Here is a 23,080-nt window from a genome sequence, read left to right as displayed (position 1 = left end):
ATGGGGGGTGCCCCTATGTCCTCTGTCAAGCGGCGAGGGCGGGTTGGGCTGGTCGCGGTTGGTAGAGGGTGCCGTCGCGGAGCATGGCGTAGAGGACGTCGGAGCGGCGTCGAGCTAGGGCGATGAGGGCCTGGTTGTGGCGTTTGCCTTGGGCGATCTTGCGGTCGTAGTAGGCGCGTGATTCGGGGTCTCGGAGTGCGGCGAACGCGGAGAGGAACATGGTCCGTTTCAGGATCTTGTTCCCGCGCCGGGAGGGATGCTCGCCGCGGATCGAGGTGCCGGATCGTCGGGTCACGGGTGCGAGGCCGGCGTAGGCGGCGAGGTGCCCGGCAGTGGCGAAGGTCTTGGTGGTGACTTCGGTGAGGAGCCGGGCTGCGGTCCTGACGCCGACTCCGGGCATGCTCGTCAGGACCGGTTGAAGAGGGTGAGCGTCGACGATCTTCTCGACCTCGATGGCGATCTCATCACGCTGCCGTCGCAACGCCTGGAGCTGCTCTGCGAGCCTGGGGAGCACCAGCGCGGCGGCGTCGGTGCCGGTCACCACGACGGTCTGCTCGCCGAGCGCGGTCATGATCTCTGCCGCCCAGACACGACCTTTGCGGGGCGCGTTCTTCAGCAGCCGGTTCCCTAGCCGCTTCTCACCCGCAGTCTTCATCGCCGCCGGCGACGGGTAGCGCTGCAGCAGGTCCAGGATCGCGGGGTGATCCAGCCGCGGCCCGAGCACGCGTTCCAGCGCCGGGTGGATTTGGGTGAGCAGACCCCTGATCCGGTTGGAGACCTGGACGATCTGACCGGCGAGGTCGTCGTCGAACCCGCAGAGCATGCTCAGCTCCGCGACCTTCTCGTCGGCGACCTGGATCGACCGGAGCGTGTGCGGCATGGTGCGGGCCGTTTCGGCGATGATCGCCGCGTCTCTCGCGTCGGTCTTCGCCTCACCGGGATGCAGATCCGCGATGCGCCGCATCGCCAACCCCGGCAGGTAACCGACGAGAGCACCTGCGGCTTGCGCGACCGCGACCGGGAGTGCACCGATCGTCGCGGGTTGATCTACGACCAGCAGCACCACGCCATGCGAGGCGAGCTGGTCGATCACCGCCCGCAATTGGCGCTCGTCGTTCGGGAGTGCTCGGTCGAATAGTCGCTTGGCTTCCCGGTCGAGCGCGACCGCGTGATGCTCGCCCTTGCCGACGTCGAGCCCAACGAACACGTCGACCTCGTCGTATCTGTCGATGCTGGTGACCACTTCGTCCTCCGCTTCACTCGTGACGGCGTCCGCGGCGGCGCGTCTCGGCATCCACGTTACGAACGGCCTCGAGCATGCTCGGGTCCAGCCCCTATCAGCGATCACACACCGCCAACCAGGCCCGGTGACAACACCCCCCGGATCATCGAGGACAGGGGGCAGCAATCATGCCGGGCCCGGCAGGCCGTCACCGCCCAGCATGGCCGCCGAACGGGTCACGAAGAAAGTAACGGGAAACGGGGGGTCAGGCGCGGCGGCGGAGGGCCGCGCGGATGCGGCGCAGGGCCTCCGCCTCCTGACGGAACACCAGCTCGTTCGTGAGCCGGACGGTGTCCCATCCGGCAGCGGCGTACGCGTGATACTTGTCGATGTCGCGCGCGAGCTGCGCCCGGGTGAGGTGCGTGCTCTCTTCGCCCCCGCGAACACGGCCAGCTGATCGCGGGTGGCCACCGCCTTCGCCTGCGGGTCGGCCGGGCGCCCCGGCATCCGCGGCAGGGTCGCAGCGGCACCGGAAGACGCTGCAGCACCGCAGCGACGTACCCGGTGAGGAACGCTCCCTCGGGCAGCGCCGGCAGATACTCGTGCACGCGCCCGAGCAGCAGCGTGCGGTGCTGCCCCCACGCCCGCTCGATCTCGGCGAAGTCTGCGAGGCCGTCCGCCGTGGACACAGGCTCCGGTGCGTCGAGTTCGCCGAACGCCCGCGCGCCATGGTGCGGTCGGCGCAGTTCCGGATGCCGCAGCCGGGCGTCGCTCAGACCGTGCCGTCTCCCCTGGGCGACGGTGAACGCGTCCGGGAGTCCGTCCGGTCGGTGCTGGCGGCGCTTCGGCATCCGCCCAGTGTGCCCGCCGCCCGCGCCGACCCGCTCCGGTTGTCCACAGCCCCGCCCCTCGCCCCATCAGGGGGTCAGAACCGCCCGGCGGGTCAGGAGCCGAGGGCGGCGAGGCGCTCCGCCTCGTCGGCCTCGATGCAGGACTCGATGACGGGGTCGAGGGCGCCGTCCATCACCTGGTCGAGGTTGTACGCCTTGTACCCGGTGCGGTGGTCGGCGATCCGGTTCTCCGGGAAGTTGTAGGTGCGGATCCGCTCCGAGCGGTCCATGCCGCGGATCTGCGAGCGCCGGGCATCCGATGCCGCAGCCGCGAGCTCCTCCTGCTGCTTGGCCAGCAGCCGGGCGCGCAGCACGCGCAGCGCCGCCTCACGGTTCTGCAGCTGCGACTTCTCGTTCTGCATCGACACCACGATCCCGGTCGGCAGGTGCGTGATCCGCACCGCCGAGTCGGTCGTGTTCACCGACTGCCCGCCCGGGCCCGAGGAGCGGAACACGTCGATCTTCAGATCGTTCGGGTTGATCTCGATCTCGTCCGGCTCGTCGACCTCGGGGAACACCAGCACCCCCGTGGTCGAGGTGTGGATGCGGCCCTGCGACTCGGTGGCCGGCACCCGCTGCACGCGGTGCACGCCGCCCTCGTACTTCAGGTGCGCCCAGACGCCCTGCGCCGGGTCGGTCGAGGTGCCTTTGATCGCGAGCTGGACGTCCTTGTACCCGCCGAGGTCGGACTCGTTCCGCTCCAGCAGCTCGGTCTTCCAGCCTTTCGAGGCCGCGTACTGCAGGTACATCCGCAGCAGATCGGCGGCGAACAGGGCGCTCTCGGCGCCGCCCTCCCCCGCTTTAATCTCCATGATCACGTCGCGGGCGTCGTCGGGGTCGCGCGGGATGAGCAGGCGGCGCAACCGCTCCTGCGCGGCCTGCAGCCCCTCCTCGAGCGCGGGGATCTCGGCCGCGAAGGCCTCGTCCTCACGCGCCAGCTCTCGGGCCGCCTCGAGGTCCTCGGATGCGGCGAGCCACGCCTCGTGCGCGGCGACGATCCGGCTCAGCTCGGCGTAGCGCCGGTTCACCCGCTTCGCGCGGGCTGCATCGGCGTGCACCGCCGGGTCGGAGAGCTCCTCCTGCACCCGGCGGTGCTCGTCGATGAGAGCCTGGACGGACTCGAACACGTCAGCTCAGCGGATGTTGTTCTCGTGCCCGTGGCCGGAGCCGGTCGCCGGCGGGGCCGGGATCGACTTCTGCATCTGGAACAGGAACTCGACGTTGGAGCCGGTCTCCTTGAGCTTGCCGAGGACCACCTCGAGCGCCTGCTGCGGGTCGAGACCGGCGAGGGCGCGGCGCAGCTTCCATGTGATCTTGACCTCGTCCGGGGAGAGCAGCATCTCCTCGCGGCGGGTGCTGGACGCGTTCACGTCGACCGCCGGGAAGATCCGCTTGTCGGCCAGGGCGCGGGACAGGCGCAGCTCGCTGTTGCCGGTGCCCTTGAACTCCTCGAAGATCACCTCGTCCATCTTGGAGCCGGTCTCCACGAGGGCGGTGGCGAGGATGGTCAGCGATCCGCCGTTCTCGATGTTGCGCGCCGCGCCGAAGAACCGCTTCGGCGGGTACAGTGCCGAGGCGTCCACACCGCCGGTGAGCACGCGGCCGGATGCCGGCGCGGAGATGTTGTAGGCGCGGCCGAGGCGGGTGATCGAGTCGAGCAGCACGACCACGTCCCGGCCCAGCTCCACCAGGCGCTTGGCGCGCTCGATGGCGAGCTCGGCGACGGTGGTGTGGTCCTCCGCGGGGCGGTCGAAGGTCGAGGCGATGACCTCGCCCTTCACCGAGCGCTGCATGTCGGTGACCTCTTCCGGGCGCTCGTCGACGAGCACGACCATGAGGTGCACCTCGGGGTTGTTCTGCGCGATCGCGTTCGCGATCTGCTGCAGCACGATGGTCTTGCCGGCCTTCGGCGGCGCCACGATCAGGCCCCGCTGGCCCTTGCCGATCGGGGCGACCAGGTCGATGATCCGCTGGGTCAGCTTCTCCGGCGCGGTCTCCAGACGCAGGCGCTCCTGCGGGTACAGCGGGGTGAGCTTGCCGAACTCGACGCGGTTGCCGGCGTCCTCGGGCGACAGGCCGTTGATGGAGTCGACCTTCACCAGGGCGTTGTACTTCTGACGCCCCTGCTGCTCGCCCTCGCGCGGCTGCTTGATGGCGCCGACGATCGCGTCGCCCTTGCGCAGGTTGTACTTCTTCACCTGGCCGAGCGAGACGTACACGTCGGTCGCGCCGGGCAGGTAGCCGCTGGTGCGGACGAAGGCGTAGTTGTCGAGCACGTCGAGGATGCCCGCGATCGGGATGAGGACGTCGTCCTCGCCGATCTCGGTCTCGAACTCGTCCGCGGTGACGTTGCCGCCGCCGCGTCGCTTGTTGCGCTGACGCGTGCGACCGCCGGCCTGCTCCTCCTCGGCCTGGGGCTGCTGGGCCTGCCCGCCGCCGTTCTGGCCGCGCCCGCGGCTGCGGTTGCGGTTGCGGCCACGACCGCGGCCGCCGCCCTCGCCCTCGTCGCCGTCGGCCTCGGGCTTCTCGGACGCGTCGCCCTGCTTGCCCTCGCCCTGCCGGGCTTCTGCCTGCTTGCCGTCCGCCTGCTTGCCGTCGGCCTGCTTCGCGTCGCCGGTTGCTGCTTCCGCCGCGGCGGCGTCGGCCGGCTTCTGCCCGGCGGTCGTCTCGCCTGCCGCGTCGGCGCCGGATGCCTCAGCGCCCTGGGCCTTGTCGGCGTCCTTTGCCTTGTCGGCGTCCTGCGCCTTGCTGCGGCGACCGCGCGCGGGGCGCTTGGCCGGGGCGTCGCCGGCGCGCTCGGCCGTCTCGCCGGCCGGCGCGGCCTCGGCAGAGATCGCGGTGTCGGCTGCCGCCGTGTCGGACGCCGGTGCCTCGGATGCCGGAACGGCGGCCGCCTCGGCATCCGCCTTCTTCGCCCGCGTACGGCGCGGCGCCTTGGCCTTCGGCTTCTCCTCGGCAGCGTCCGCGCTCGACTCCGCGGCGGTCGCGGAGGAGCCGGCCGCAGCAGGGGAGGCAGCGGCGTCGGATGCCGGAGCCGCCGGCGTCTCGGCGGACGGCGCCGCCGCAGGCGCGGCATCCGCGGCGGCGGATGCGCTGGTCGCGCGCCGGGGTGCGCGCTTGCGCACCGGTGCTTCGGTCACCGTCGCGGCGGCCGCAGCCGACTCGGACGCGGCCGGAGCCTGGTCGTTCTGGGTCTCGGAGAAGTTCTCCACGAGTACTCCCTCATATGTCGTGGGAAAGAGCAATCCTGCGCACAGCAGAAGCTGCGCGTGTCACGCGCGCGGGCACAGAGCGCCAGCCGGCCAGGACCACGGAAGTCCTGGGGAAACACGTGCGGATCTCGCAGAAGTGCGAGGGGGCGAGATTCACGAAAGGTACGTGGAGCCCTCCGCTCGATCCCTAACTGTACCACCCCGTACGTCGACGGCGAGCATGTGCGCGGTCCACGGAGTGTCCGCCGCGGCGTCCGCCACCTCGACCGCTCCGCGGCGGCGTCCGGGCCCGTCGGCGAGCACGAGCACGCTGGGGCCGGCGCCGGAGACGACGGCCGCATATCCTTCGCGGCGCAGCGCCTGCACCAGCCGCAGCGTCTCCGGCATCGCCGCGCCGCGGTAGTCCTGGTGCAGCCGGTCGGCGGTGGCGTCCAGCAGCAGCTCCGGGCTCTGCGTCAGCGCGGCGACCAGCAGCGCCGAGCGCGACACGTTGAACACGGCGTCCTCCCGGGGCACCTGGTGCGGCTGCAGCGAGCGCGCCAGGGACGTGGACATCGTGAAGCCGGGCACGAGCACCAGCGGCGCCACGCCGCGGTGCACGAGCAGCTTCTTGTGCTGCGGCCCGCGATCGCCGGTCCAGGCGATGGTGAGGCCGCCGAACAGCGCGGGCGCGACATTGTCGGGGTGGCCCTCCAACTCGGTGGCCAGGCGCAGCAGGGTGTCGTCGTCCAAGTCGACCTCGCCGGCGAGCAGCCCCTTGGCGGCGAGCACGCCCGCCGTCACCGCGGCGCCGGACGAGCCGAGCCCCCGCCCATGCGGGACGCCGTTCGCGGCGTGCAGCCGCAGCCCGGGCAGCGGGCGCCCGGCATCCGCGAACACGTGCGCGATCGAACGGACGACGAGGTTGCTGGCATCCCGCGGGATCTCCTCGGCGCCGGAGCCGGTGACCTCGATCTCGAGCCGGTCGTCCGGGAAGGAGGACACGGTGAGCGTGTCGTAGATGCTGAGCGCCAGGCCGAGCGTGTCGAAGCCGGGTCCGAGGTTGGCGCTCGTGGCGGGGACGGTGACCTGCACGGTCCGGGTGGCGCCCTCCGGTGCCGGCGCCTCCGGGTGGCCGGTGACCGCCTCGGAGGGGACGATGGTGACGCCCACGCTCACTCCCCTTCGACGCGCAGCACCGACACCACGCGCTCGACGACCCCGCTGGCGGCCAGCCGGTCGACGGTGGCGCTCAGGGCGCTCTCGGATGCCCGGTGCGTGCCGATGATGAGCCGCGCGGTCGGCACCTCCTCGCCCTCCACGGTCTGCACCACGGTCGCGACGGACACGCCGCCCTCGCTGAGGATGCCGGCGACGGTGGCGAGCACGCCCGGCTCGTCGTCGACTTCGAGGGTGATCTGGTAGCGGGTGGTGACGTGCCCGATCGGCGCGACCGGCAGGTTCGCCCTGGTCGACTCGCCCACCCCGACGCCGCCGGCGATGTGCCGCCGCGCCGCCGAGACCACGTCGCCGAGCACGGCCGAGGCGGTCTGCACGCCGCCGGCGCCGGCGCCGTAGAACATCAGCGACCCCGCCGCCTCCGCTTCGACGAAGACGGCGTTGTTGGCGCCGTGCACAGAGGCCAGCGGATGCGTGCGCGGCACCAGGGCCGGGTAGACGCGCACGGAGATCGACTCGGCGCCCTCGTCCACGAGCCGCTCGCACACCGCGAGCAGCTTGATGACGAAGCCGGCACCGCGGGCCTCCTCGATCATCGACGCGGTGATCTGCGTGATGCCCTCGCGGTGCACGGCATCCAGCGGCACGGCGGTGTGGAAGGCGAGGCTGGCGAGGATCGCGGCCTTCTGCGCCGCGTCGAAGCCCTCGACGTCGGCGGTCGGGTCCGCCTCGGCGTAGCCCAGCCGCTGCGCGTCGGCGAGGACCTCGGCGAAGTCGGCGCCCTCGCTGTCCATCCGGTCCAGGATGTAGTTCGTGGTGCCGTTCACGATGCCCATGATCCGCACCACACGGTCGCCGGCGAGCGAGTCCCGCAGCGGGCGGATGATCGGGATCGCCCCGGCCGCGGCGGCCTCGTAGTACACCGACGCGCCGACGCGGTCGGCGGCCTCGAACACCTCAGGACCGTGGGTGGCCAGCAGCGCCTTGTTCGCGGTGACGACGTCGGCGCCCGACCCCAGGGCGAGCAGGATGTGCGAGCGGGCCGGCTCGATGCCCCCCATCAGCTCGATGACGATGTCCGCCCCGGTGATCAGGCTCTCGGCATCCGTGGTGAACAGCTCCCGCGGCAGGTCGACGTCGCGACGGGCGTCGAGGTCGCGGACGGCGATGCCGGCCAGTTCCAGGCGGGCGCCGGCGCGGTCGGCGAGTTCGTCGCCGTGCCGCAGCAGCAGCGCCGCCACCTGAGAGCCGACGGCGCCTGCGCCGAGCAGTGCCACCCGAAGTCGTCGATAGTCGGTCATCGTGCTCCTTCTGTGCGGTGTCCGGTACCGTCCCCCGGATCGAGCCCCGGGTCGCGGGCCAGCAGGTCCTGCACGGTCTCGCCGCGCAGGATCAGCCGGGACTCCCCGTCGCGCACGGAGATCACCGGCGGACGCGGGACGTGGTTGTAGTTGCTGGCCAGCGGCGCGCAGTACGCGCCGGTGACCGGGACGGCGAGCAGGTCGCCGGGGGCGACGTCGTCGGGGAGGTACTCGTGATCGACGACGATGTCGCCGGACTCGCAGTGCCGGCCGACGACGCGCACCAGCGCGGGGTCCCCGGATCCGGCGCGCGAGGCGAGCCGCGCCGAGTACTGCGCGCCGTACAGCGCGGTCCGCGCGTTGTCGCTCATGCCGCCGTCCACGCTCACGTAGCGGCGCACCCCGGCCTCCAGCACGACGTCCTTGATCGTGCCGATCTCGTAGAGGGTGACGCCCGCGGGCCCGACGACGTAGCGTCCGGGCTCGAAGGACAGCGCCGGCACCGGGATGCCGCGGGCCGCGCACCCTTCCGCCACGGCGGCGACGATGCCGTCGGCCAGCTCCTCGATCGGCGTGGGGTCGTCGGCGCGGGTGTAGGCGATGCCGAAGCCGCCGCCGAGGTTCAGCTGCGGCACCTCGCCGTCGCGGAGCAGCTCCTCGTGCAGGTCGAGTACGCGGGCCGCGGATTCGCGGAAGCCTGCGACGCCGAAGATCTGCGAGCCGATGTGACAGTGCAGCCCGAGGAAGCGCAGCCCGGGGATCTCCCGGATGCGGGCCACCGCGGCCGCGGCATCCGCCATCGGGAATCCGAACTTCTGGTCCTCGTGCGCGGTGGCGAGGAAGTCGTGGGTCTCGGCGTGCACGCCGCTGCTCACCCGCAGCATCACGCCCTGCTCGGCGTCCAGGCGCGCGGTGAGCGCGGCGAGCCGCTCGATCTCGATGGCGCTGTCGATGATGATCGTGCCGACCCCGGCCTCGATCGCGCGCTCGAGCTCGGCGGTGGACTTGTTGTTGCCGTGGAAGCCCAGCCGCGACGGCTCCGCGCCGGCCGCGAGGGCGAGCTCGAGCTCCCCGCCGGTGCACACGTCGACGCACAGGCCCTCGGCGGTGACCCAGCGGACGATCGCGCTGGTGAGGAACGCCTTGCCGGCGTAGTACACGCGGGCGGAGGTGCCGTGGCGCCGCGCGGCGGACTCGAACGCCGTGCGGACGGCGGCGGCTCGGCGGCGCACCTCCTGCTCGTCGATGACGAGCAGCGGCGTGCCGTGGGCGCGGACCAGGGCGGATGCCCGGGCGCCGCCGATCACGAGCTCGCCGTCCTCGTCGCGGCGCGCGGATGCCGGCCACACCCCCTCGACGAGGTCGTTCGGGTCGTCGGGCACGACGAGCCAGCCCGGGGCAGGCGGGGAGACAGCGGAATGCACAGTGCACCAATCGTGGGGACGGGTACCCCGGGGCGGAGGACGGCCGGCGAGGATGCCCCCGATTCTAGGGCACCGCCGGGCGCCGTCCTGTCAAGCCCTGCACGCCCGCGGCCGTTCTGGTTAGGGTGATTCGGATGGATGCCGCAACCGAAGCCGAACGCCGGGAGAAGCGCCCGGGGGCGATCGCCCGGGCCGGTGCGGCGCTGATCCGCCGCGGTCTGCAGCTGCGGATCGTGCGCGCCGTGCTGCTGCACATGGAGCGGCACGGGCCGATACTCGCGGACGGCGTGACCTACCGGGCGCTGTTCAGCGTCTTCGCCGCCGTGCTGCTCGGGTTCTCCGCGGCCGCGCTGTGGCTGACATCGGACGACGTGGCGTGGAACGCCGTGGTGTCCGCGATCGACTCCGCGGTGCCCGGGCTGATCAAGGAGCGCCCGGACGGGCCCGGGCTCATCGACCCGTCCGAGATCCGCGCGCCCGCGGGGCTGTCGATCACCGGGATCGTGTCGCTGGTCGGCCTGATCGGCGCGGCCCTCGGGGCCATCGGGTCGCTCCGGGTGGCGATGCGGTCCATCGCCGGAACGGTGTCGGACGATGTGGCACCGCCGCTCGTCATACTTCGCAATCTGAGCCTCGCGGCGATCATCGCGGCCGCCTTCGTCGGCTCCGCCGCCCTCACCTTCGCCGGCCGTGCGGTGCTGAGATGGGCGGGCGGGCTGCTCGGGCTGCCGGAGGATTCGCCGGTGCTGTTCTGGTCGGTGCGCCTGATCTCGCTGGTGATCGTGTTCGCCCTGAACACGGTGCTGATCGCGGCCGCGTTCCGCGCCCTCGCCGGCGTCCGGGCCCGCGCACGCGCGCTCTGGTCGGGCGCGATGATCGGCGGCGCCGGCCTGCTCGTGCTGCAGGAGCTGTCCGGGCTGTTCGTCGGCGGGGCGCGCGCGAACCCGCTGCTGGCGTCGTTCGCGTCGCTGCTGGCCCTGCTGATCTGGCTGAACCTGTCCACCCAGGTGATCCTGCTCGCCAGCGCCTACATCGTCACCGCCGCCGCCGAGGACGAGGACCGGGTCGCGAATCGCTACGGCGCGCAGACTCTGGCCGAGCACCGGCTGCGTCGCGCGGAGCAGGACGCGCAGATCGCGACCGCGGAGCTGCGCAGCGCCCAGCAGGCCGTCGAGGACGAACGCCCCTGACCCGCCCTCCGCCCGCCGACCCGCCCACGACCACCTCCGACCCGCCCTCCGACCCGCCCTCCGACCCGTTTGGGGCGGATTCTCACGTCCGGGGCGGACCTGCGCCGCCCCAATCGTGAGAATCCGCCCCAAACCCGAAGAAAGGAGTCAGGGGGCAAGGAGGGTCGGGGGAAGGAGGGTCGGGGGAAGGAGGGTCAGGGGGAGGGAGGGTCAGGGGCAGGTGCCGGGGTCGAGGAGGGCCGGGTCCGTCGCGATCCGGCCGTCGATGTCGATCTCGGCAACGGCGCTCTCACCCTCGATCCGCAGGCCGGTCAGGATCAGCCCGGCGGGGAGCCGGTCGGCGATGCACACCTGCTGCGGGGCGGACAGGCGCTCTCCGACGTCGCCGAGCCGTCCGGAGAGCCCGGCGAGGTCGATCACGCTCCCGCCGACCGACACCGATACGGGTGTGAGCACCAGCTCCCCCGCATCCGCGCCGGGCGTGGCCGTCACACTCACCGGGATGTCGGCGCCGAACACCGTGATCGCGCCGCTCGCGGTGACGTTCGGCTCCTCGAGAGTCACATCGGTGACGGGCAGATCGGAGCGCGACAGCAGCGCGACGAGCTGCGCCTGGTCGATGCGGACCGTGCCGTGCGCCGCACCGATGTCGCCGCCGCGGAGCGGTACGCCCTGCGCGGTGACGTCCGCGGCCCCGGTGACGCCCTCGAGGGTCACCCGCTCGGAGGAGAGGCGCAGCCGGTCGAGTCGCCCGGCGATCAGCTGCGGCAGCAGGATGCCGGAGGCTTCGACGTCGAGCTGCTGATCGGCCGGCAGGTCCAGCTGCTCGACGACCAGGGAGCGGACCACCCCCGGCAGCACGGCGCGCGCCACCAGCTCGGCCGCCACGGCGAGGGCCGCCGCCAGCAGCACGAGCACGACCAGCACGACCGGCCAGCGGCGATGCCGCCGCGACGCGCGCCCTCCGGCGGTCACGTCACATCCGCTCCGGGGCGGACACGCCGAGCAGCGACAGCCCGTTGCGCAGCACCTGCCCGGTGGCGTCGTTCAGCCACAGCCGGGTGCGGTGCACCGCCTCGACCGGGTCGTCGCCCTGCGGGATGATCCGGCAGTTGTCGTACCAGCGGTGGTAGAGCCCGGCGAGCTCCTCCAGGTAGCGGGCCACGCGGTGCGGCTCGCGGACCTCGGCCGCGAAGCCGACGATCCGCGGGAACTCCTGCAGCGCGCCCAGCAGCGCCGACTCGGTCTCGTGCGTGAGCAGGTCGGGGGCGAACTCGGATCGGTCAACCCCGGAGTCCGCGGCGTTGCGGGCGACGTTGTGCGTGCGCGCGTGCGCGTACTGCACGTAGAAGACGGGGTTGTCGTTGGTGCGCTTCTGCAGCAGCTCGGGATCGAGCGCCAGGGGCGAATCGGCCGGGTAGCGCTCCAGCGAGTACCGCAGCGCGTCAGTGCCGAGCCATTCGCGCAGATCGTCCATCTCGATGATGTTGCCGGCGCGCTTGCTGAGCCGGGCTCCGCCGACGGAGACCAGCTGCCCGATGAGCACCTCGATGTCCTTGTCCGGGTCGTCCCCGGCCGCGCCGGCGAGCGCCTTGAGCCGGTGCACGTAGCCGTGGTGGTCGGCGCCGAGCAGGTAGATCTTGTGCTCGAAGCCGCGGTCGCCCTTGTTCAGGTAATAGGCCGCGTCCGCGGCGAAGTAGGTGTACTCGCCGTTCGAGCGGCGGATCACCCGGTCCTTGTCGTCGCCGAAATCGGTGGTGCGCACCCACACGGCGTCGTCCCGGTCGAAGACGTGCCCCTGCTCGCGCAGGCGGTCCACCGCCCGGTCCACCAGGCTCGGGCCGCCGTCCGCGGCGGGGGCGTGCAGCGTGCGCTCGGAGAACCAGACGTCGAACTCGACGTTGAACTTCGACAGCGAGTCCTTCTGCTCGGCGAGCTGGTACTCGTAGCCGAGCTCGCGGGCGACGAGCCGCTGCTCGTCATCGGGAAGGTCGAGGAAGTCGGGACGGGCGGCCAGGACGCGCTGGGCGAGGTCGGCGATGTAGCTGCCGGTGTACCCGCCCTCGGGGGTCGGCTGCCCCTTGGCCGCCGCCACGATGGATGCTGCGAACCGCTCCATCTGCGCCCCGGCGTCGTTGATGTAGAACTCCCTCGCAACGGTAGCGCCGGAGGCGGCCAGCAGCCGTGCGATGGCGTCGCCGAGCGCCGCCCAGCGGGTGTGGCCGATGTGCAGCGGACCGGTGGGGTTGGCGCTGACGAACTCGATGTTGATGGACCGGCCGGCCTGGGTGTCGTTGCGGCCGTACTCCGCCCCGGCGTCGACGATCGTCTTCGCCAGCGCGCCGGCGGCGGCCGCGTCCAGGCGGATGTTGATGAACCCGGGGCCGGCGACCTCGACGCCGGCAATGCCGTCGGTCGCGGCGAGGCCGTCCGCGACGCGCTGGGCGAGCTCCCGGGGGCTGGTGCCCAGGCGCTTCGCGAGCCGCATCGCGACGTTCGTCGCCCAGTCCCCGTGCTCGCGGTTTCGCGGGCGGTCGAGCACGACATCGGATGCCGAGAGCCCGAGGTCCTCGTCCGGTCGCAGCTCCGCCGCGATCGGGGTGAGGACGGCGAGGACGGCGGCGGCGAGGGATTCGGGGCTCATAGGTGTCCCAGTCTAGATGCCCGGGACCCGGGCATCCGCGGGCTCCCGCCGGCACCGGCCTTCCCGCCGGCGCCGCGGCGGCGGGTCAGCGGAAGCGTGCGAGGGAGGCGGTGAGCGCCAGGAGCGTCTCCTCCGTGGGCACCACGCCGGCCGCCCGCAGCGCGAGCTGCCCGGCGCCCACGGCGCCGTCGGCCACCGGCCGCGGCTCGAGCCGGTCCGCGACCGTCCCGAGCCGGTGCAGGAACGCGTCGCGCACCGGCCCCGATCGCGACAGTACGCTGCCGCCGAGCACGAGCGGCCCGGGACCGGAGAGCACCGCCGAGAGCGTGTCGGCGAGCTCTTCGCCGGCGCGGCGCAGGATGCCGGCGGCGACCGGGTCGCCGGCATCCGCGAACGCGATCGGGGCGAGGCCGGCCAGCTCGATCGGCGGGCGCGCGTAGAGGGCGCCGACGACACCGATCAGCGCCTGCGACCGCCCCTCGGCGCCCGGCCCGCCGGTGTGCACGCCGAGGTGGGCGATCACGCGCGGAGTCATCCCGGTGGCGGGGCCGGTGCCGTCCAGATCGCCGACCACGGCCTTGGCGACGCGGTGGCCGATCCAGAAGCCGCTCCCCCGGTCGCCGAGCAGCCAGCCCAGGCCGTCGCCGGTGGCCTCGATGACCCCCGCCGAGACGCGGATGACGCAGGCGCCGGTGCCGGACACCAGCGCGTAGCCGAAGGGTGCCGCGGTGCCGCTGAAGTAGGTGGCGAGCAGGTCGGACTCGAAGGTGAGCCGTCCCGCGAACCCGTGCTGCGCGAGCCGTCGCCGCAGCCAGTCGTCGTCGCCCGACGTGCGCTGCCCGGCCATCGCCGCGGTGATCACCGCGACGTCCGCAAGCGCGAGACCGGTGCCGGCGAGGGCGCCCTCGATCGCCGTCATGACGCCGTCGGCGGCGCGCTCGGGGCCGGCCGTCATCGTCGTCGGCGTCGCGCTGCTGCTGGTGATGCTGCTCGGCTCGATGTGCGCCTACGTGCTCGCGAGGTTCTCGATCCCGGGCAGCCGGGCGATCTACTACCTGATGCTCGCCGGGCTCACCCTTCCGGTGTTCCTCGCGATCGTCCCGCTGTTCTTCATCCTGCAGGGCATGGGGCTGCTGAACACGCTGCCGGGTCTGATCATCACCTACGTCGCGTTCGCGCTGCCGTTCACGGTGTTCTTCCTGTTCTCGTTCTTCAAGTCCCTGCCGTACGAGATCCAGGAGGCGGCCTACGTGGACGGCGCCAGCGAGTGGCGCACGTTCTTCCAGGTGATGCTGCCGATGGCCAAGCCCGGGCTCGCGGCCGTGGCGATCCTGAACTTCCTCGGGCTGTGGAACCAGTTCCTGCTGCCGGTCGCGCTGAACACCGACCAGGGGCAGTACGTGCTCTCCCAGGGCATGGCCGCCTTCGCCTCCGCCGCAGGCTACGAGGTCGACCAGGGCGCGCTGTTCGCCGCGGTGTTCATCACGATCGCGCCGGTGCTGCTGGTGTACGTCTTCTTCCAGCGGCAGCTGCAGGGCTCCGTGTCGCAGGGCACCCTGAAGTGACACGCGAACCGTTCGGATCGCCCCTCCGCGCCCTCGGGCCGGAGGGGCGATCCGGTTCCGTCGGGGCATCCGCGATCGCGGCATCCGTGTCCGAATTCGCATTCCGGCGAACGTCGCCTACTCTCATCCCATGAAGCTGCGCGCCCGTACCCGACGGCGCCGCACGGTGCTGGCCGCCGTGGGTGCCGCGGCCGTCCTCGTCGGGGTCGTCCTGGGCGTCTGGCGGCCCTGGACGCCGCCCGTCGAGACGCCTCCCATCGCCGCGGCGGACGCCGCCGTCCCGCCGCCCGCCCCGCTTGAGCTGCCCGAGCATCCGACGGTGCTGGTGTTCGGCGACTCGTGGACGTTCGGCGCGGCCGCGACCGTGCCCGAGGGCGGCTACGCGTACCGGCTGGCCGAGCTGCTGGACGGCGAGACGATCGTCCGCGGAGTGAGCGGCAGCGGGTATCTGCGACCAGGGCTGCCGACCTTCGGCGAGCGCATCGCCGCGCTCGAGCCGGAACTCGACCCCGATCTCGTGATCGTGCAGGGCTCCATCAACGACCGCCGCGAGGATCTCACCGGCTACGCCGCCGCGGTGAACGCCGCGTGGGACGCCCTGGCGCGGACCTACCCGGAGGCGGCGATCGTCGTCCTCGGCCCGGCGCCGCACGAACTGCCCGTGGGCGTGGCGACCGCGCGGATCGACCGGGAGCTGGCCGCTCTGGCCGCCGCGCGGGGCTGGTGGTACATCTCCCCCGTGCAGGAGGAGTGGATCACCGACGCGAACTACCTCGACGTCATCGACGTCGGCATCGGCCGCCAGCACCCCTCGGATGCCGGGCACGCGTTCCTCGCGGAGAAGGTCGCCGCAGCGCTCGAGGACCTGCGCGCGGCGGCGGTGACGGCCGCGGACGAGGCGGATCCGGAGCCGGCGAAGTAGCGGGGACGGCGTCAGAGGCCTGAGAACGAGAGAAGGCCGCCCTCGGGGCGGCCTTCTCTCGTTCGTGCCCCCGACAGGAATCGAACCTGCGACCTACGGTACCGGAAACCGGCGCTCTATCCGCTGAGCTACGGAGGCGTACCGGACGAGCTTATCAGTTCCGGAGGGGCGTCCTTGTCCGCCCGACGTCAGTCCAGCTTCCGCAGCGCATCCTCGGCGGCGACCCAGGCGAGCATGGCGCACTTGACGCGGGCGACGTACTTCGACACCCCGCCCAGGGCCGCGGCGTCACCGAGCAGGTCGGGGTCCGGCTCGACGCGACCGCGCGAGCGCATCGCCTCGCGGAACACGTCGATCCGGCGCGCCAGCTCCGCCACCGGCATCCCCTCCGCGAGCTCGGCGAGGAGCGAGGCGGACGCCTGCGAGATCGCGCATCCGTGCCCCTCCCATGCCACCGCCTCGATCGTGCCGTCCCCGGCGCGGTGCACCTGAAGGGTGATCTCGTCACCGCAGGTCGGGTTGACCTGATGCGACTGTGCCGCCACCTCCCCACGGAGCCCGTATCCGTGCGGCGTGCGCGAGTGGTCGAGGATGAGCTCCTGGTAGAGCCCCTGCAGGTCGGACGAGGTCATCATGCCCTCCGGAAGAAGCGGATCGCGGCGGCGACGCCGTCGATCACGGCCTCCACCTCGTCGCGGGTCGTGTAGAGATAGGCGCTCGCCCGCGTGGAGGCGGTGATGCCCAGGCGGCGATGCAGCGGCTGGGCGCAGTGGTGGCCGACGCGCACCGCGATGCCGGCGTCGTCGAGGTACTGCCCCACGTCGTGTGCGTGAACGCCGGCGACGTCGAAGCTCGCCAGACCCACCCGCGGACGGTCGATCCCGGCGCCGAGCACCCGCACGCCGTCGATCGCCGCGAGCCCGTCGACCAGGCGGGCGCCCAGCTCCGCCTCGTGGGCCGCGATCCGCGCCATGCCGACGCCTTCGAGATAGCGGACCGCCGCGGCGAGCGCGACCGCCTGGGACACCCGCTGCGTCCCCGCCTCGAAGCGCTGCGGCGGCGGCAGGTACTCGGCGGACATCGTCGTCACGGTCGTGATCATCGATCCGCCGGTGAGGAACGGCGGCATGATCTCCAGCAGCTCGCGACGGCCGTAGAGCGCGCCGATGCCGGTGGGGCCGAGCATCTTGTGCCCGGACAGCACGGCGAAGTCGACGTCCAGCGCGTGCACGTCCAGCGGCAGGTGCGGGGCCGACTGGCAGGCGTCCAGCAGCACCAGCGCGCCCACCTCCCGCGCCGCCGTGACGATCTCCTCGATCGGGTTCACCACCCCGAGCACGTTCGACACGTGGGTGACGGCGACGATGCGCGTGTGCGTGCCGATCAGGCGTCGCGCCTCGTCCATGCGCAGCGCGCCGTCGTCGTCGAGCGGGATCACCCGCAGTCCCGCGCCGGTGCGGTGGGCCAGCTCCTGCCACGGGATGAGGTTGGCGTGGTGCTCCATCTCGGTGACGAGGATCTCGTCGCCCCGGCCGAGCCGCAGCCGGTCGGCCTCGCTTCCGCCGCGGCCCGAGGACGCGTTCGACAGCGAGTACGCCACCAGGTTGACGGCCTCGGTGGCGTTGGAGGTCCACACGACCTCGTCCTCGTCCGCGCCGATGAACCGGGCGAGCGTCGCCCTGGCATCCTCGAACACCTCGGTGGCCTCCGCCGCGAGCGTGTGGGCGCCGCGGTGCACGGCGGCGTTCAGCGTCGTGGCGAAGGTGCGCTCGGCGTCCAGCACCGCGAGCGGCCGCTGCGAGGTCGCCCCGGAATCCAGGTAGACGAGCGGATGCCCGTTCACCTCGCTCTGCAGGATCGGGAAGTCCGCGCGCAGGCGCAGCACCTCGGCGTCGCCGAGCGTCGTGGCGGTCGTGATCGGGTCATGCACCCTTCCAGCTTCCCACTCCTGCGGCGGCCCCGGGTGGCCGGACTCCCAGGGAAGGATGTCAGAGCAGGAAGATCGGCAGCAGTCCGGGGTTGTGGGCGTGCACGAGCACCGCGAACACGACGGCGTCGAACAGCAGGTGCACGGTCACGACGTAGCCGAGGGAGTGCGTGCGCAGGAAGATGACGCCCTGCAGCAGCGCGAACGGGATGGTCAGCACCGGCCCCCAGGCGCGGTAGCCGAGCTCCCACAGGAACGACACGAACACGACAGCCTGCAGCACGTTCGCCAGGTGGTCGGGCAGATGACGGCGCAGCAGGGCGAACACGGTGCAGATGAAGAACAGCTCGTCCCAGATCCCGACCGCGCCCACGCCGACGAACAGCCGGGCGATCAGCTCGGGCGTGTCGACCACCGGCCAGTTGCGGTACACGCCGCTGGTGATGAAGTAGAACGGCAGGATCAGCCAGCCCAGCACCAGCACCGCGACCAGCCAGCTCCACTGCAGCCGGCCCCAGCGGCGGCCGCTCCGCCACGGGAACGAGATCGCGCGGTCGCGGAACACATACCGCGAGATGACGTACGGCACCAGCACCGCTCCCCCGAGTGCCGCCGTGAACCGCAGCATCGCCGCGTCGTCGAGCTCCGCGGCGAGCGGGATCGAGTGCACGATCAGCATTCCGAGCCCGATCAGCGAGAGATCCCGGCTGAGGGACGGATGCCGCCGCCCACCGCTCGTGGGCCGCTCGCCCCGGTCGTCCCGTCGCGCTGCGGCAGCGGCCGCCGTCACCGGCATCCGTCGCTCGATCATCGCGGCGGCGCCGACGCCGGCGGCGAGCAGGACCCAGCCCGCCCACGTCCAGCCGAGCACGAAGAAGGCCGGAGCCGCCGCGCACACGGCGGCGGCGGGCGCGAGGGCGAGCCGGGCGGCGTGGCTCACGTCCGCGGCACCCGGCGGTAGGCGAGGTCGCGGATGTCCCTGCCCTTCGCGATGCCCTTCCGCTCGAACGCGGTCATCACGCGGCCGTCGAAGCGCTCCGCCCAGTCCCCGTCGAACGCGCGCTCGAACTCGGGGGCCTCGTCGAGCACCTCCCGCATCTGCAGCGCGTAGCCCTCCCAGTCGGTGGCCAGGCGCAGCGTCCCGCCGTCGCGGAGGGCGCGCGCGGCCGTCGCCGGGAACCCGGGACGGACCAGCCGGCGCTTGGTGTGCCGCTTCTTGTGCCACGGGTCGGGGAAGAAGATCCAGACCTCGGATGCCGCGGCCTCCGGCAGGTACGTGGAGAGGACCTCGGGGGCGTTCGCCTCGGCGAGGCGGAGATTGCGCACGCCGGCGCGGTCGGCGTCGCGCATGGTGCGCGCCAGCCCGGCGCGGAACACCTCGACGGCCAGGAAGTCGTCATCCGGGCGGGAGGCGGCGGCGGAGACGATCGCGTGCCCCTGCCCGGAGCCGATCTCGACGATCAGCGGGGCGACGCGGCCGTACGCGGATGCCGGGTCGAGCCGTGCCTCCGGATGCACGGACGTCCAGGCCGTGTCGCGCGGGACGTCGAGGAGGTAGAACGGCGAGAGGTCCCGGAAGGCCCGCTCCTGCGCCTCCGACATCCGGCCGCTGCGGCGCACGAAGGACACGGGCTCGTCGCGGAAGGTGCGCGGTTCTGGCATCCCTCCAGCGTATTCGCTCGCTCCCCTCCCGGTCGTTGAGCGACGACGCCCGCAGGGCGACGGAGACGAAACGCACCACGCCCCGACACCTTCGCGAAAAGACGCGTTTCGTCTCGCTCCGGCTGCGCCGGTGCTCGCTCAACGACCGGTTGAGGGGGCGGTGACGAAGTCGATGAGCTCCTCGACGCGGCCCAGGAGCGCCGGCTCCAGATCGCGGTACGTGCGCACGCGCGACAGGATGCGCTTCCAGGCGTGCGCGATGTCGGCCTGTGACTCGACGGGCCAGCCGAACGCCCGGCACACGCCGGTCTTCCAGTCCGTGCCGCGCGGGACCTCGGGCCAGGCCCGGATGCCGAGCGCCGCCGGCGTGACGCACTGCCACACGTCCACGTACGGGTGCCCGACGATCTTCAGGTGCGCGCCGTGCGGGCCGCGCAGGATCTGCTCCGCGATGCGCGACTCCTTCGACCCGGGCACGAGGTGGTCGACGAGCACCCCGTACCGCCGCGTCTCGCTCGGAGGCGCCTCGGCCAGCAGTCCGTCGAGCAGGTCGATGCCCTGCAGGTACTCCACGACGACGCCCTCCACCCGCAGGTCGTCGCCCCACACCTTCTCCACGAGCTCGGCGTCGTGGCGGCCCTCCACGAGGATGCGGCTGGGCAGCGCCACCCGCGCGCGGCCGTCGTCGACGGCGAAGGAGCCCGAGGCGGTGCGCTTCCGGCCCTGCGGTTTCGCGACCGGATGCACGAGCCGCACCGGCTTCCCGTCGATCAGGTAGCCGCCGCCGAGCGGGAAGCTGCGGCGCCGGCCCTTCCAGTCCTCGAGCTCGACCATGCCCGCCTCGACGCGCGTGACCGCCCCGCAGTAGCCGTCCGCGGCGACCTCGACGACGAGGTCCTTCTCGGCGGGAACGTCGACGGCCCGCGTGAAGCCGCGCTCCTTCCAGCCGGGGGCGAGCACGTCGGTCCCGTACCTGTCGTCCATGCTCTCCAGGGTATGCGCCTCCGCTGATGGCGAACGGCCGTCCGGTCAGCCTGTCGCGTGCCTGTGGGTTTGCATAGACTCATGCCATGGGGGCACGGCTGCCGGAGGGATCGCGATGAGGACACGGTGGCTGGCGCTGGTCGCACTCGTCGCTGCCGTGGCCGCCGGCCTCGTCTCGCCCCTCGCCGCCTCCGCCGCTGACCCGGTCACCCTCGACCCGGGCTATGTCACCGACGAGGCCGACGTACTCAGCCCGAGTGAGCAGGAGCGCGTCGAGGCGCGCCTGCAGGAGCTCAGCGAGAACTCCACCGCCGACCTGTTCGTGGTGCTGGTCGACGGCTTCACCTCGCCGCCCGACCGCGTCGCGTGGGCCGACACCGTCGCCGAGCGCAACGGCCTCGGGCCCGACCAGTATCTGCTGGCGATAGCCGTGGAGGAGCGCAACTACTACATCTCCGCGGCCGCGGGCGGGCCGCTCAGCGACAGCAGGCTGGACGCCGTCGAGGAGCGCATCCAGCCGCTGCTGTCGCAGAACGACTGGGACGGCGCGATCGTCCTGGCCGCGGACGAGATCCAGGGCGACGGCGGCGCCGGCATGCTGCGCGCGGTGCTGATCGTCGCCGGCATCGCGGTCCTCGCCTTCCTGGCCTGGCTGGTGGTCCGGCTGGTCATCCGGGCGTGCCGGAACGCGGAGATCCGCCGTCGCGGCGCGATGCCGGAGACACCCGACCCGAACGACCCCTTCTCCACGCTGACCGACGAGCAGGTCGAGGCGCAGGCGGGATCGGCGCTGGTCCGCGCCGACGACGCCATCACGTCCAGCCGGGAGGAGCTGGGCTTCGCGATCGCCCAGTTCGGCGACGCCGCCACCGAGGAGTTCACCCGCGCCGTCGACGCCGCCAAGGCGAAGATGTCGGAGGCGTTCGACCTGAAGCAGAAGCTCGACGACGAGGTCGAGGACTCCGTCCACGACCGCCGGGCATGGCACATCCGCATCATCCGGCTGTGCGACGAGATCGACGACATCCTGGACGAGAACACCGAGGCCTTCGACGCGCTGCGCCGCCTGGAGCAGAACGCCCCGCAGGAGCTGGAGCGCGTCCGCGCCCAGCGCGCCGAGCTCGAGCCGATCCTGGCCGGCGCCGACCCGGCGTTCGCGAGCCTCGCCGCCGCTTACGACCCCGCCGCGCTGAGCACCGTCGCGGACAACCCGGCGCAGGCGCGCGAGCGCGCCGCCCTCGCCGACCGGTCGATCGCCGCGGCTGCCGAGGCGATCGCGCAGGGCGCATCCGGCACCGCCGCGTTCGCCATCCGCGCCGCCGAGCAGTCGGTCGCCCAGGCGGCGCAGCTGGTGCACGCGATCACCGACCTGGGACGCGAGCTGGGCACGCTGGAGGACCAGGCGCAGACGCTCATCGCCGAGCTGCAGGCCGACGTGGCCGCCGCGCGGCAACTGCCCGACGCCGACGGCTCCGTCGCCTCCGCCGTGGCGGCCACGACCGCCCAGCTGCAGCAGGCCCAGGCCGCGCTGTCCGGCCAGAACCGCAACCCGCAGCGCGTGCTCGAGGCGCTCACCGCCGCGAACGCGCAGATCGACGCGGCCATCGCCGCGGGAGCGGAGCGGGTCGAGCGCGCCCGGCGGGTGCAGCGGATGCTGGAGCAGACGCTCGCCCAGGCCGAGTCCGAGATCCGGGCCGCCCGCCAGTACATCGAGACGCGCCGCGGCACCGTCGGCCCCACCGCCCGCACCCGCCTCGCCGAGGCGGAGGCCGCGCTCGGGCAGGCGCTGGGACTGCGCACCGCCGACCCCGACGCCGCCCTGAGCACCGCCGGACGCGCGCTCGACCTCGTCCGGCAGGCCGCCGCGTCCGCGCAGGCGGACATGAGCGCGTACGCGCCGCACCCGTACGAGCCGGACGGCGGGCTGTTCGGGGGCGGCGGCTACCGTCCGAACGACTCCGGACTCGCCGGTGACATCCTCGGCGGCATCATCGGAGGCCTCCTCGCCGGCGGTGGAGGGGGCGGCGCATCCCGCCGCGGGGGCTGGCGATCCAGCGGCGGCGGCTTCCGCAGCTCCGGCTTCGGCGGCGGCGGGCGCTCGATCGGGCGCAGCGGCCGTTCGGGAGGTGGACGCTTCTGAACCATCCCGACCGCCGGCCCGAGCCGACAGACACTCGAATCCGTCCCTCTGAAAGGAACAACGCATGACCAAGCAGTCCATCTTCGGGCGCATCTCCACGCTCGTCCGCGCGAACATCAACGCCCTCCTCGACTCCGCCGAGGACCCGCAGAAGATGCTCGACCAGCTCGTCCGCGACTACACGAACAACATCGCCGACGCCGAGTCCGCGATCGCCGAGACGATCGGCAACCTCCGTCTGCTCGAGCGCGACCACGAGGAGGACGTGCAGGCGGCGAAGGAGTGGGGTAACAAGGCCCTGGCAGCCAGCCGCAAGGCCGACGAGCTGCGCGCCGCCGGCAACACCGCGGATGCCGACAAGTTCGACAGCCTGGCGAAGATCGCGCTGCAGCGGCAGATCGGCTCGGAGCGCGAGGCCCGTGCCGCCGAGCCGCAGATCGCCGCGCAGACGGAGATCGTCGACAAGCTCAAGAGCGGGCTGAACGGCATGAAGGAGAAGCTGGAGCAGCTGAAGTCCAAGCGCAGCGAGCTCCTCGCCCGTGCGAAGGTCGCCGAGGCGCAGACGAAGGTGCAGGACGCCGTCTCGTCCATCAACGTGCTCGACCCGACCAGCGAGCTGGGCCGCTTCGAGGACAAGATCCGCCGTCAGGAGGCCCTCGCCGCCGGCAAGGCGGAGATCGCCGCGTCCTCGCTGGACGCCCAGTTCGAGAGCCTCGAGGACCTCGGCGAGCTCACCGAGGTGGAGGCCCGCCTCGCCGAGCTCAAGGCCGGCGGCCGGCCGCAGGCCGCGCTCGAGGCCGAGTGAGGACGAGGGTGGATGCCGCGCCCGCGGCATCCAC

18 protein-coding genes, 1 tRNA gene and 1 pseudogene are annotated in these 23,080 nt (G+C 72.6%); 5 read left to right on the top strand and 15 right to left on the bottom strand.

Annotated elements, in window-relative coordinates; all coding sequences use genetic code 11:
* Positions 1–25: 25 nt before the first annotated feature.
* The 6 genes from JRG78_RS04470 to lysA all read right to left on the bottom strand — a co-directional run bounded on the left by JRG78_RS04470 (position 26) and on the right by lysA (position 9,207).
* Positions 26–1,294, bottom strand: a complete 1,269-nt coding sequence (locus tag JRG78_RS04470) for an IS110 family transposase (protein ID WP_239541894.1) — start codon at positions 1,292–1,294, stop codon at positions 26–28.
* 871 nt (positions 1,295–2,165) lie between these two features.
* Positions 2,166–3,239, bottom strand: a complete 1,074-nt coding sequence (prfA, locus tag JRG78_RS04465; RefSeq protein ID WP_259607824.1) for a peptide chain release factor 1 — start codon at positions 3,237–3,239, stop codon at positions 2,166–2,168.
* A 6-nt stretch (positions 3,240–3,245) separates the two neighbouring features.
* Positions 3,246–5,324, bottom strand: coding sequence for a transcription termination factor Rho (rho, locus tag JRG78_RS04460; protein ID WP_259607823.1), 2,079 nt, complete (start codon positions 5,322–5,324; stop codon positions 3,246–3,248).
* A 153-nt stretch (positions 5,325–5,477) separates the two neighbouring features.
* Positions 5,478–6,464 carry a homoserine kinase gene (gene thrB / locus JRG78_RS04455; RefSeq protein ID WP_259608128.1) on the bottom strand — a complete coding sequence of 329 codons (987 nt, stop codon included), beginning with the start codon at positions 6,462–6,464 and terminating at the stop codon, positions 5,478–5,480.
* A 14-nt stretch (positions 6,465–6,478) separates the two neighbouring features.
* Positions 6,479–7,783 carry a homoserine dehydrogenase gene (locus tag JRG78_RS04450; RefSeq protein ID WP_259607822.1) on the bottom strand — a complete coding sequence of 435 codons (1,305 nt, stop codon included), beginning with the start codon at positions 7,781–7,783 and terminating at the stop codon, positions 6,479–6,481.
* On the bottom strand, positions 7,780–9,207 hold the full coding sequence (lysA, locus tag JRG78_RS04445; protein WP_259607821.1) for a diaminopimelate decarboxylase: 1,428 nt from the start codon (positions 9,205–9,207) through the stop codon (positions 7,780–7,782). Before lysA ends, JRG78_RS04450 begins: the two co-directional genes overlap by 4 nt.
* 134 nt (positions 9,208–9,341) lie before the next feature.
* Between lysA and JRG78_RS04440 the strand changes: the two genes are divergently transcribed.
* The gene (locus JRG78_RS04440; RefSeq protein ID WP_259607820.1) at positions 9,342–10,397 is read left to right on the top strand and encodes a YihY/virulence factor BrkB family protein; all 1,056 of its coding nucleotides are present in this window, start codon (positions 9,342–9,344) and stop codon (positions 10,395–10,397) included.
* 210 nt (positions 10,398–10,607) lie between these two features.
* Here the strand turns inward: JRG78_RS04440 and JRG78_RS04435 are convergent, their stop codons facing one another.
* The 3 genes from JRG78_RS04435 to JRG78_RS04425 form a co-directional block, all read right to left on the bottom strand.
* Positions 10,608–11,372, bottom strand: coding sequence for a DUF2993 domain-containing protein (locus JRG78_RS04435; protein ID WP_259607819.1), 765 nt, complete (start codon positions 11,370–11,372; stop codon positions 10,608–10,610).
* Between the two features lies 1 nt (position 11,373).
* Positions 11,374–13,041, bottom strand: a complete 1,668-nt coding sequence (gene argS / locus JRG78_RS04430) for an arginine--tRNA ligase (RefSeq protein ID WP_259607818.1) — start codon at positions 13,039–13,041, stop codon at positions 11,374–11,376.
* 85 nt (positions 13,042–13,126) lie between these two features.
* Positions 13,127–13,960 carry an N-acetylglucosamine kinase gene (locus JRG78_RS04425; protein ID WP_259608127.1) on the bottom strand — a complete coding sequence of 278 codons (834 nt, stop codon included), beginning with the start codon at positions 13,958–13,960 and terminating at the stop codon, positions 13,127–13,129.
* A 28-nt stretch (positions 13,961–13,988) separates the two neighbouring features.
* Between JRG78_RS04425 and JRG78_RS04420 the strand changes: the two are divergent.
* A pseudogene (locus JRG78_RS04420) lies at positions 13,989–14,606 on the top strand (carbohydrate ABC transporter permease); the annotation flags it as partial.
* Positions 14,607–14,736: 130 nt separating this feature from the next.
* Complete coding sequence (locus tag JRG78_RS04415; RefSeq protein WP_259607817.1) at positions 14,737–15,528, top strand: SGNH/GDSL hydrolase family protein; 792 nt, start codon at positions 14,737–14,739, stop codon at positions 15,526–15,528.
* A 65-nt stretch (positions 15,529–15,593) separates the two neighbouring features.
* Here the strand turns inward: JRG78_RS04415 and JRG78_RS04410 are convergent.
* The 6 genes from JRG78_RS04410 to JRG78_RS04385 all read right to left on the bottom strand — a co-directional run bounded on the left by JRG78_RS04410 (position 15,594) and on the right by JRG78_RS04385 (position 20,101).
* Positions 15,594–15,666, bottom strand: a tRNA-Arg gene (locus tag JRG78_RS04410).
* A 50-nt stretch (positions 15,667–15,716) separates the two neighbouring features.
* The gene (gene sufU / locus JRG78_RS04405) at positions 15,717–16,160 is read right to left on the bottom strand and encodes a Fe-S cluster assembly sulfur transfer protein SufU (protein ID WP_259608126.1); all 444 of its coding nucleotides are present in this window, start codon (positions 16,158–16,160) and stop codon (positions 15,717–15,719) included.
* Positions 16,160–17,458, bottom strand: a complete 1,299-nt coding sequence (locus JRG78_RS04400) for a SufS family cysteine desulfurase (RefSeq protein ID WP_259607816.1) — start codon at positions 17,456–17,458, stop codon at positions 16,160–16,162. The genes sufU and JRG78_RS04400 overlap by 1 nt, the downstream gene beginning before the upstream one ends.
* Before the next feature lie 58 nt (positions 17,459–17,516).
* A complete protein-coding gene (locus tag JRG78_RS04395) occupies positions 17,517–18,395 on the bottom strand; it encodes a CPBP family intramembrane glutamic endopeptidase (protein ID WP_259607815.1) in 879 nt (292 codons plus the stop codon).
* Positions 18,392–19,117: a tRNA (guanosine(46)-N7)-methyltransferase TrmB gene (trmB, locus tag JRG78_RS04390; RefSeq protein WP_259607814.1), complete on the bottom strand. Its 726-nt coding sequence runs from the start codon at positions 19,115–19,117 to the stop codon at positions 18,392–18,394. Before trmB ends, JRG78_RS04395 begins: the two co-directional genes overlap by 4 nt.
* A gap of 138 nt (positions 19,118–19,255) precedes the next feature.
* Positions 19,256–20,101 (bottom strand): DUF3097 domain-containing protein, encoded by an 846-nt coding sequence (locus JRG78_RS04385; RefSeq protein ID WP_272653702.1) that lies wholly within the window; start codon positions 20,099–20,101, stop codon positions 19,256–19,258.
* A gap of 115 nt (positions 20,102–20,216) precedes the next feature.
* Here JRG78_RS04385 and JRG78_RS04380 point away from each other — a divergent pair, with 115 nt between their 5' ends.
* Both JRG78_RS04380 and JRG78_RS04375 read left to right on the top strand, forming a co-directional pair.
* Complete coding sequence (locus JRG78_RS04380) at positions 20,217–22,241, top strand: TPM domain-containing protein (RefSeq protein WP_259607813.1); 2,025 nt, start codon at positions 20,217–20,219, stop codon at positions 22,239–22,241.
* 64 nt (positions 22,242–22,305) lie between these two features.
* On the top strand, positions 22,306–23,046 hold the full coding sequence (locus tag JRG78_RS04375) for a PspA/IM30 family protein (protein WP_259607812.1): 741 nt from the start codon (positions 22,306–22,308) through the stop codon (positions 23,044–23,046).
* The last annotated feature ends 34 nt before the right edge of the window (positions 23,047–23,080 follow it).

The organism is Microbacterium sp. EF45047 (assembly GCF_028472845.1).
GTDB classification, from domain to species: domain Bacteria; phylum Actinomycetota; class Actinomycetes; order Actinomycetales; family Microbacteriaceae; genus Microbacterium; species Microbacterium neungamense.
Note: the sequence above shows the minus strand (reverse complement) of the source record. Positions and strands in the feature narration are given on the sequence as shown.

Coding starts and splice junctions, on each gene's coding strand:
- JRG78_RS04470 (WP_239541894.1), bottom strand. CDS start 1,294: ATGCCGAGACGCGCCGCCGCGGACGCCGTCACGAGTGAAGCGGAGGAC.
- JRG78_RS04450 (WP_259607822.1), bottom strand. CDS start 7,783: ATGACCGACTATCGACGACTTCGGGTGGCACTGCTCGGCGCAGGCGCC.
- JRG78_RS04440 (WP_259607820.1), top strand. CDS start 9,342: ATGGATGCCGCAACCGAAGCCGAACGCCGGGAGAAGCGCCCGGGGGCG.
- argS (WP_259607818.1), bottom strand. CDS start 13,041: ATGAGCCCCGAATCCCTCGCCGCCGCCGTCCTCGCCGTCCTCACCCCG.
- JRG78_RS04425 (WP_259608127.1), bottom strand. CDS start 13,960: ATGACGGCGATCGAGGGCGCCCTCGCCGGCACCGGTCTCGCGCTTGCG.
- JRG78_RS04415 (WP_259607817.1), top strand. CDS start 14,737: ATGAAGCTGCGCGCCCGTACCCGACGGCGCCGCACGGTGCTGGCCGCC.
- sufU (WP_259608126.1), bottom strand. CDS start 16,160: ATGACCTCGTCCGACCTGCAGGGGCTCTACCAGGAGCTCATCCTCGAC.
- trmB (WP_259607814.1), bottom strand. CDS start 19,117: ATGCCAGAACCGCGCACCTTCCGCGACGAGCCCGTGTCCTTCGTGCGC.
- JRG78_RS04385 (WP_272653702.1), bottom strand. CDS start 20,101: ATGGACGACAGGTACGGGACCGACGTGCTCGCCCCCGGCTGGAAGGAG.
- JRG78_RS04380 (WP_259607813.1), top strand. CDS start 20,217: ATGAGGACACGGTGGCTGGCGCTGGTCGCACTCGTCGCTGCCGTGGCC.
- JRG78_RS04375 (WP_259607812.1), top strand. CDS start 22,306: ATGACCAAGCAGTCCATCTTCGGGCGCATCTCCACGCTCGTCCGCGCG.